The organism is Streptomyces turgidiscabies Car8 (assembly GCF_000331005.1).
Classification (GTDB): Bacteria; Actinomycetota; Actinomycetes; order Streptomycetales; family Streptomycetaceae; genus Streptomyces; species Streptomyces turgidiscabies.
In genome coordinates, this window is record NZ_AEJB01000691.1 from 1 (window position 1) to 8413 (window position 8413).

Genomic DNA, 8413 nt, shown 5'->3' on the forward strand with positions numbered 1-8413 from the left:
GTGAGGCGCGTGCCCAGGCGCCGCGCGTGCCCAGGCGCCGCGCGTGCCCAGGCGCCGCGCGTGCCCAGGCGCCGCGCGTGCCCAGGCGTCGCGCGTGCCCAGGCGTCGTCGGTGTCTAGGCGTCGTCGGTGTCTAGGCGTCGTCGGTGTCTAGGCGTCGTCGGTGGGTTTGGTCGGTGGCAGGCCGGCGAGTTTCAGGAGCAGGCCTTTGACCTCGGTCGCCGCGACGGCCTCGGTGCTGTGCTCGGGTTCGGAGCACAGGAACACGGGGCCGTGGTCGGGGTCGCTCGGGAGGCGGCCGTGGCTGCCGCGGACGCCCGAGGGGTCAAGCGGGACCGTCTGCAGGCGGTAGCGGAACCCGAGCTTCTTGCGGGCGAGTTGCCCGGCCGCGTGAAGTTTCACGGTCGGGACGGTGTCGTCCCACAGCAGTTCGGCCGGGTCGTAGCCGGGCTTGCGGTGGATCTCGACCTGGCGGGCGAAGTCGGGAGCCCGGTCGTCGTCGAGCCAGTAGTAGTACGTGAACCAGGCGTCGGCGTCCGCCACCGCGACCAGCTCTCCCGAGCGCTCGTGGTCCAGGCCCTGTGCCGCCTTGCCCATCTCGCCCAACACCTGTTCCACACCGTCGATTTCACCGAGAACCTTGGCGACCTCGCGTATGTCGGCCGGGTCCCGGACATAGACGTGTGCCACCTGGTGGTCGGCGACCGCGAAGGCGCGGGAGGTCCAGGGGTCGAGGTACTCCATGCCGTCCTGGGTGTGCACCTCCAGCAGTCCGGCCCGGCGCAGGGCCCGGTTGATGTCCACGGGGCGGGACACCGGGGTGATGCCGTACTCGCTCAGGGCCACGACCGTGGCACCGGCGGCGAGGAAGTGGTCGATCAACGGGCGCAGGGCGTCGTCGAGTTGGCGGGCGGCGCGGATGGACTCCTCGGACTGGGGGCCGGATCGCTGGGGTTCGTAGTCCATCTGCGGGATGTAGACCAGGGTCAGGTCGGGCTCGTGTTCGTCGAATATCTGGCGGGCGGCGCCCAGGATCCACTGGGTGGAGGGCATACCGGCGTTCGGACCCCAGTAGGTGAACAGGGGGAAGGGGCCTAGGCGTTCGGTGAGTTCGTCGTGCAGGGAGGGCGGCCAGGTGTAGCAGTCGGGTTCCTTGCGGCCGTCGGAGTAGTAGATCGGGCGCGGGGTCACCGTCCAGTCGACATCGGCGCCCATGGCGTACCACCAGCAGATGTTGGCGACCTTGTAGCCGGGCGACCGCTTCCGGGCCGCGTCCCAGATCTTCTCGCCGCCGACGAGAGCGTTGTGCTGTCGCCAGAGGAGGACGTCCCCGAGATCGCGGAAGTACCACCCGTTGGCCACCGCGCCGTGTGTGGACGGGAGTTCGCCGGTGAGGAAGGTCGACTGGGCGGTGCAGGTGACGGCCGGGAGGGTGGTGCCGAGGGGTGCCTGGAAGCCACGGTCGCCGAGCGCGGCGACGGCCGGCATGTGCCGTAGCAGGGCGGGGGTGAGGCCGACGATATCGAGGACGACGAGTCGGTTGGCGTTCGGGATCTCGGTCATGAGCAGTTCCTTGAGACGGTCATGAGTGGTCCTCCTTGAGGCCGAGGCCGGTCAACCGGTCGCGTGCCCAGGCGAGTTCGGCGGCAATACCGGCGGCGAGGTCGGCCGGCGGGCGGGGCAGGACGGACCAGGTGTAGGTCTCGACCTCGATGTGGTCGCATACGGCGCTCGGTCCGCCGAGAAGTCCGTCCAGGACGGTGGCGAGTTGGTCGGCGGTGGTACGGAGGGGCGGTTCGGGCTCGGCGTGCAGCGGGGCGTGGAAGTGTGTGCGCCAGGGGTTGCCCGCGCCCGATGCCGGAAGCCTGTCTCTGTCCAGGGCGTCCGGCAGGTCGTCGACGCCGACTACCGTGCCCTCGTCGACTGTTCGGGTCTGGTGCAGGAACCGTCGTTCGGCCAGTTCACGCAGGGCGGCGCGGGCACGCGGGTCGGTGGGGTCGGGGGCCTCGACCGCGCAGGACGCCTGGAGCTTGACGACCGGCAGCCCGGCGTCGGCGAGTCGCCCGAGGGCCTCGCCGGGCTCCTCGAACTGGACGGCGAGATGGCAGGCGTCCAGGCAGACGCCGAGGTAGTCGTGGTCGACGTCGGCGAACTCCCGTACCGCCTGGGTGGTGGTCTCCACGACGCACCCCGGTTCCGGTTCGAAGCCGACTCGGATGCGGCGCCCGGTCTCCGACTCCAGCTCGCCGAGTCCTAGCGCCAGTTGATCCAGGGAGCGGCGAGCCGCGTCCGCGCGTTCCGTCGGCCACGGGGTGCGCCAGCCGAGCGGGAGGGTGGAGACGCTGCCGCGTCGGGCGTCGTCGGGGAGGAGAGCCGCGAGAACTCGGGCGCAGTCGAGGGTGTAGGTGAGGCGGGCAGGGTCGGCCCAGTCGGGGAGGTAGACGTCCTTCTTGACGACCTCGCGGTGGAACCCCTCGTACGGGAAGGCGTTGAGGGTGACCGTCTCCAGGCCGCGCGCCGCGAGTTCGGCCTTGAGGGACGTCAACGCCCGTTCGTCAGAGGCGAGTTCGGTGACGGCGGTACGGGCCAGCCACAGACCGATGCCGAGCCGGCCGACGCCGAGCCGTTCCCGTACGGGTTCGGCGTGGGCGCCGAGCTGGGCGATGACCCCGGCGAGGTCCTCGGCCTGGTGGACGTTGCTGCAGTACGCGAGGTGGACGGGGGTGCCGTCGGGGTGGAGGAAGCGCACGGGCGGCTCACTCTCCCCCGCGCCGGATGGAGTTGCCCTCGAACGACGACGTCTCGTCGGGCTTCGGGGCACCGTCGGTGTCGTCCAGGTCGAGGCGTCCGCTCTGGCCGTAGAAGGCGACGGGATTGCGCCACAGGACACGGTCGACGTCGTCGTCCGTGAAGCCGTCGGCGAGCATGGCGTCGCCGGTCCTGCGGGTCTTCAGGGGGTCCGAACTCCCCCAGTCCGCAGCCGAGTTGATCATGACGCGGTCGAGGCCGTGCTCCTGGAGGATGCGGACCATGCGGTCCTCGCTCATCTTCGTCTTCGGGTAGACGGAAAACCCCGCCCAGCAGCCGCTGTCGAGGACCATGCCTACCGTCAGCTCGTTCAGATGGTCCAGGACGACGAGTTCGGGGGCGATGCCCGACTCCCGTACGACGTCCAGGGTCCGCCTGGTCCCGGCCGCCTTGTCGCGGTGCGGGGTGTGGACGAGGGCGGGCAGGCCGTGCTCGACGGCGAGTTGGAGCTGACGCGCGAGGACTTCGTCCTCTTCCTTGGTCATCGAGTCGTAGCCGATCTCGCCGACGGCGACGACCCGGTCCTTGGCGAGGTAGCGGGGCAGTTCGTCGAGGACGGGAAGGCAGCGCGGGTCGTTCGCCTCCTTCGGGTTGAGGGCGATCGTGCAGAAGTGCTGGATGCCGAACTGGGCTGCCCGGTAAGGCTCCCAGCCGAGCAGCGAGTCGAAGTAGTCGTAGAAGGTGTCGGGCGAGGTGCGGGGCTGGCCGAGCCAGAAGGCGGGCTCGACGACGGCCCGGACCCCGGCCGCGTACATGGCCTCGTAGTCGTCGGTGGTGCGGGAGGACATGTGGATGTGGGGGTCGAAGATGCGCATGCTCACACGGTTTCGTCGGTGGTGTCGAAGGCAGTGGCGGTGAAGGCAGGGGTCATGAGGGCAGTGGTGGTGAAGGGGCGTACGAGAGGGGCGATGTCCTCGGGTACGGGGCGGCCGGCGGCCGTCCGTTCGCGAGCGAAGTCGGTGAGCATGCGGGCGAGTTCGGCGTCTGCCCGATCGTCGAGTCCGGCGACGCGGGCGAGTGGGATCTCGCAGAACACGCACTTCAGGACGGCCTGGCGGTACTCGTCCGCAGGGAGGTGGGCCGCCGCGTAGGGGCCGAGGGCGGCCTCGATCAGCGTGGTGTCGTTGCCGCGCAGGGTCTGTCGTACGAGGTCCAGGAACCGGCCGGTCCCGTCCTGGTCGAGCTGGGGCAACGCCTCTAGGACGGCCCGTTGTTCGGCGGGGTCGCCGTAGCGGTGGAGCGCTGCCACCTCGTCGACGAGTGCCTGGCCGTGAAGCGGCAGGGCGGCCAGGAGCAGGGCACGGGCGGCCTCGTCGACGGTCCGGCCGTCGGGCAGCGGGGCGCGTCCGCAGTTGCGGCGGACGGCGGGGAAGAGGGCTCGGACGGTGGTGGGGTCGGCGGCGACCTCGGCCAGGGCCGTTTCGAGCCAGGCGCGGGCTTCGGGGGTGAGGGCAAGGGGGTCTGGGTCGGAAGGAGGCATACGGCTCTCCAGGAAGGGAGTTGGAGAAGCGGGAAGAGGCGGAGGAGAGGGCGAGAGGGAGGAGAAGGGGGAGAGCGTGATGAGGGGGGAGAAGAGGGAAAGGGGTGCCTGGGAATGTCGGAAAGGTGACGCGGAACGCGCGTGAACAGCCGCCCGGGGGGCGCTCAGGAAGGGAGCAGGCTCCGGGCCTCGGCTCTGCGCAGGAATTCCAGGGAGCTGCGGGCGATGTCGGGGGCGTCCAGGGCGCCGCCCTGGATCTCGACGGACACCAGGCCGCGGTGGCCGAGGTCGGTCAGTGCCGCCAGGACCGGCGGGAAGTCGATCTCGCCCGCGCCGAACTCCAGATGGCGGTGGACTCCGCGGACCATGTCCTCGATCTGCACGTTCAGCAGGTGGGGTGCGGCAAGGCCGACGCAGTCGAGCAGCGACGGCTCCTCCACGCAGTGGGCGTGTCCGAGGTCGAGGGTGACACCCAACAGCTCGTGTCCGCCGAGCAGTTCGCGCAGTCTCAGACACTTCGCGACCGTGTCGACGAACATGTGCGGCTCGGGTTCGAAGGCCAGGGCGACCCCGTACGCCTCCGCCGTCTCCAGTGCCGTCCCGACGCCGGCGGCCAGCCGCCGCCAGGCCTCCGTCTCCGGTACGTCGTCCGGGGCCGGTCCGCTGCACAACTGGACGGTGGGCGAGCCGAGTTCGACGGCGATGCGTACAGCACGCCGCAACAGGTCGACCCGGCGTTCCGGTTGGCCGGACATCAGCGTCGGCTGGTGCTTGGCCCAGGGGTCGAGGAAGTAGGGCGCCCCGGTCTCGACGGTGACGGCCAGCCCGAGACGCGCCAACCGGGCTCGCACACGGGCGACTTGCTGGTCCAGGTCGTCGGCGTACGGGTCGAGGTGGTTGTGGTCGAGGGTGAGGGCGACGCCGTCATAGCCAAGGTCGGCGAGGATCCCGAGGACGTCGGAGAGGCGGTGATGGGTGAACCCGTTGGTGCCGTAGCCGAATCTCAGGCCCATGGTGCGCCCTTCGTCGAATGGCTCATGTCGGGGACACCCGTCTCGCCAGGCGCTGGGCGATCGGGTGCACGGCACCCAGGAGCGCGGCGGCGACAGGCGCCCCCGCACGCGCCGTGAGCGCCGCCTGCAGGGGGACCATGGCGAGGATGCCCGCCCCCACCGCACGCCGTACGGAACTCCCGCGTGGATCGCGTACGGCACGCATCTGCGCCCAGCCGTACGTCCCCAGGTAGGCGAGAACTCCGGCGGAGGCGACGGCGGTTCGGGCTATCTCCTCGCGGGGCACGGCTCGCCGGGGCGGCAGGATCGCCGGGAGTACGGAGGGCAGCACCGTCGACAGTGCCGTGGCCGACGACACGGCGAGCGTCGTGGCGGGCAGCCGGGCGGGTGCGCCGGAGATCTCGTGGCGGCTGAGGGCGGTGAGCGTGTAGGTGTGCACGCCGGTGAGGAGGGCGGGGACGGCGCCGCGGGCGAGCGCGACGGCCGTGCCGGCGCCACGGGACCCGTGGGCCGGTGGGCTGCCACCGCCCGCGACCGCGCCCGCCAGCACGTCGAGCGCACGCGCGCCCGCCATCGCGGCCGGACCGGCCGGAGTGGACTTCAACTTCAGGTCGTACGCCCAGATCAGCGCCGTCAGCGGCAGGGCGACGGCGAGTCCGCGTCGGCCGCCCGACACCGCGGCGAGGCCGAGGCCCGCGCCGGTCAGACCGGTGGCGACGGTCAGCGCGGTCCGGCGCGGTACACGGCCGGAGGGCACCGGACGGGCGGGCCGTTCGACCGAGTCGACAGCGGCGTCGGCGTAGTCGTTGAGGGCCATACCGGCCCAGTAGAGACAGACGGAGGAGGCCATCGCGCCGACCGTCCGGGGACCGAGGGGGCGGCCCGCCGCTGTCGCGCCCGCCAGGATGTCGCCGGGGACGCTGAGCGCGGCCGGGGCTCGGACAAGGCTCAACAGGTCGGAAAGCGCGGGTGGTTGGGATTTGACGCTTTGCTGGTCTTGTAGGGGTTCTAGGGAACCGGCTGGGGGGAATGATTTCCGGTCACTCATGGCTACATCATTACCGAAATTGCGTGAAAGCCAATGGCATAAGTGGATGTTGGTTCTTGTGACGAACGTGACAACACCACATCATTGACAGGGCCTTCACAATACTGACCCCTCGGCACCCCCAGGCAGGGTACGGGCGCGGGCGCAGGAACTTCACGTCTCGGCGGCAGCGCCGCCATGACCGGCGGAAGACCTGGCCGGATACATACAGAGAGCGCACAGGGAACACACAACGCGCTATGGACATGCCATGTCATGGACCCTTAAATCTCAGTCAACATCCGCGTCCCCAACGCGCGTTGGACGTCACCAGCCACTACCCCGTGTTCCTCCACGTCCTGTCGCGCGTCCTCCCACCTGCTCGAACAAGCCCGAGGAGACCGATGAGTCGGACACAGCGCACCCCCCACGTTCAGCGCATCCGAGGTTCCCGTCTCGCCGCGGCGGGCACGACGGTCGGCGTCGCGGCCCTGCTGGCCGCCGCGCTCTCCCCCACCGCCGACGCGGCCGACAGACCGACCAGGGACACCGCGATCAGGAACGCGGTCACGGCGCTCGCGGACCAGGCCACCCACCTGGGCCTGACCTCCCTGCAGAACACCAAGGTCCGGGACGTCATCGTCGACAAGGACGGCAGCCAGCACGTCCGATACGACCGCACCTACCGCCAACTCCCCGTCCTGGGCGGCGACTTCGTGGTCCACCTGGCTCCGGGTGGCGCCTACCGCAGCGCGAGCCGCGCCACGACCCGCCCGATATCCCTGGCCACGATCAGCCCCTCGGTGTCGGCCCCGAAGGCCGCCGATCTCGCGGTGTCGGCGCTGCGCGCGGCGAACCCGGGCGAGACACTGAACAAGACAACTTCCAAGCCACAGCTGGTGGTTGATGCCCTGCACGGGACCCCGAAGCTCGCCTGGCAGACGAACGCCATGGCACTGGACTCGGTCGGCAACCCGGTCGCCCGGACCGTCCTGACCAACGCGCGGACCGGCGCCCAGATCGACGCCTGGGACAGCATCGAGACGGCGACCGGCGACGGCAAGTCCCTGTACGGCGGCACGGTGCCGCTCGAGACGACGGTCTCCGGATCGACGTACCAGCTGAAGGACCCGACGCGCGGCAACACGTACACGGGCGACGCCGAGAACGGCACCGACCTGTGCATCTTCGGCATCTGCATCCGCCGTGCCCCCGCCACGCTCTTCACGGACACGGACAACCACTGGGGCACGGGCGCCACGGCGGACCGGGCCTCGGCGGCGGTGGACGCGCAGTACGGCACCGACATGACCTGGGACTACTACAAGAACACGTTCGGGCGCAGCGGCATCAAGGGCAACGGGGTCGGCTCGTACAACCGAGTGCACTATGGCAGCAACTACAACAACGCGTTCTGGGACAACAGTTGCTTCTGCATGACGTACGGCGACGGTGACGGCACGACGTTCGGCCCGCTGGTCTCGCTGGACGTGGCCGGTCACGAGATGACGCACGGCGTGACGTCGTCGACGGCCAACCTGACGTACTCGGGCGAGCCGGGCGGCCTCAACGAGGCGACGTCGGACATCTTCGGCACGCTGGTGGAGTTCAGCGCGGCCAACTCCACTGATCTCGGGGACTACTTGATCGGTGAGAAGGTCGTCAGGTCGGGCTTCGGCAAGCCGGCGCTGCGCTACATGGACCAGCCGTCGAAGGACACCAAGTCGGCCAACTGCTGGAGTTCGGCCGTCGGGAGCCTGGACGTCCACTACTCCTCGGGCGTGGCGAACCACTTCGCGTACCTCCTCGCGGAGGGCAGCGGCGCCAAGTCGCTGAACGGCGTCGACTACAACTCCCCGACGTGCAACGGCTCCACGGTCGCGGGCATCGGCCGGGCCAAGCTGGGCGCGATCTGGTACAAGGCGCTGACCACGTACATGACGTCCTCGACGAACTACGCGGGCGCGCGCACGGCCACGCTGAACGCGGCGCGGGACCTGTACGGGACGGGCAGCACCGAGTACGCCGCTGTGGGCGCGGCGTGGAGTGCGGTGTCGGTGGGCTGACAGCCGTAGTCCAGCGCGTG

7 protein-coding genes are annotated in these 8413 nt (G+C 70.2%); 1 reads left to right on the plus strand and 6 read right to left on the minus strand.

The window, feature by feature from the left end; translation table 11 throughout:
* Nucleotides 1–149: 149 nt before the first annotated feature.
* The 6 genes from STRTUCAR8_RS48000 to STRTUCAR8_RS48025 all read right to left on the minus strand — a co-directional run bounded on the left by STRTUCAR8_RS48000 (nt 150) and on the right by STRTUCAR8_RS48025 (nt 6252).
* Nucleotides 150–1562, minus strand: coding sequence for an alkaline phosphatase family protein (locus tag STRTUCAR8_RS48000; protein WP_006383811.1), 1413 nt, complete (start codon nt 1560–1562; stop codon nt 150–152).
* Nucleotides 1563–1581: 19 nt separating this feature from the next.
* Nucleotides 1582–2748 (minus strand): metabolite traffic protein EboE, encoded by a 1167-nt coding sequence (gene eboE / locus STRTUCAR8_RS48005; RefSeq protein ID WP_006383807.1) that lies wholly within the window; start codon nt 2746–2748, stop codon nt 1582–1584.
* A 7-nt stretch (nt 2749–2755) separates the two neighbouring features.
* Nucleotides 2756–3622, minus strand: coding sequence for a TatD family hydrolase (locus STRTUCAR8_RS48010; protein WP_006383812.1), 867 nt, complete (start codon nt 3620–3622; stop codon nt 2756–2758).
* 2 nt (nt 3623–3624) lie between these two features.
* On the minus strand, nt 3625–4287 hold the full coding sequence (locus STRTUCAR8_RS48015) for an EboA domain-containing protein (RefSeq protein WP_006383810.1): 663 nt from the start codon (nt 4285–4287) through the stop codon (nt 3625–3627).
* 164 nt (nt 4288–4451) lie between these two features.
* Complete coding sequence (locus tag STRTUCAR8_RS48020) at nt 4452–5300, minus strand: sugar phosphate isomerase/epimerase family protein (RefSeq protein ID WP_006383809.1); 849 nt, start codon at nt 5298–5300, stop codon at nt 4452–4454.
* A 22-nt stretch (nt 5301–5322) separates the two neighbouring features.
* Nucleotides 5323–6252, minus strand: a complete 930-nt coding sequence (locus STRTUCAR8_RS48025; protein ID WP_006383808.1) for an SCO3242 family prenyltransferase — start codon at nt 6250–6252, stop codon at nt 5323–5325.
* Between the two features lie 479 nt (nt 6253–6731).
* On the opposite strand from STRTUCAR8_RS48025, the gene STRTUCAR8_RS48030 reads away from it, so the two are divergent.
* Entirely contained in the window at nt 6732–8393 is a 1662-nt protein-coding gene (locus STRTUCAR8_RS48030) for a M4 family metallopeptidase (protein ID WP_006383813.1), read from the plus strand.
* Nucleotides 8394–8413 lie beyond the last annotated feature (20 nt).

What these genes read in the sequence shown, in the direction of transcription:
- STRTUCAR8_RS48030 (WP_006383813.1), top strand. Translation starts at nt 6,732, where the DNA reads ATGAGTCGGACACAGCGCACCCCCCACGTTCAGCGCATCCGAGGTTCC.
- STRTUCAR8_RS48015 (WP_006383810.1), bottom strand. Translation starts at nt 4,287, where the DNA reads ATGCCTCCTTCCGACCCAGACCCCCTTGCCCTCACCCCCGAAGCCCGC.
- STRTUCAR8_RS48000 (WP_006383811.1), bottom strand. Translation starts at nt 1,562, where the DNA reads ATGACCGAGATCCCGAACGCCAACCGACTCGTCGTCCTCGATATCGTC.
- STRTUCAR8_RS48020 (WP_006383809.1), bottom strand. Translation starts at nt 5,300, where the DNA reads ATGGGCCTGAGATTCGGCTACGGCACCAACGGGTTCACCCATCACCGC.
- STRTUCAR8_RS48010 (WP_006383812.1), bottom strand. Translation starts at nt 3,622, where the DNA reads ATGCGCATCTTCGACCCCCACATCCACATGTCCTCCCGCACCACCGAC.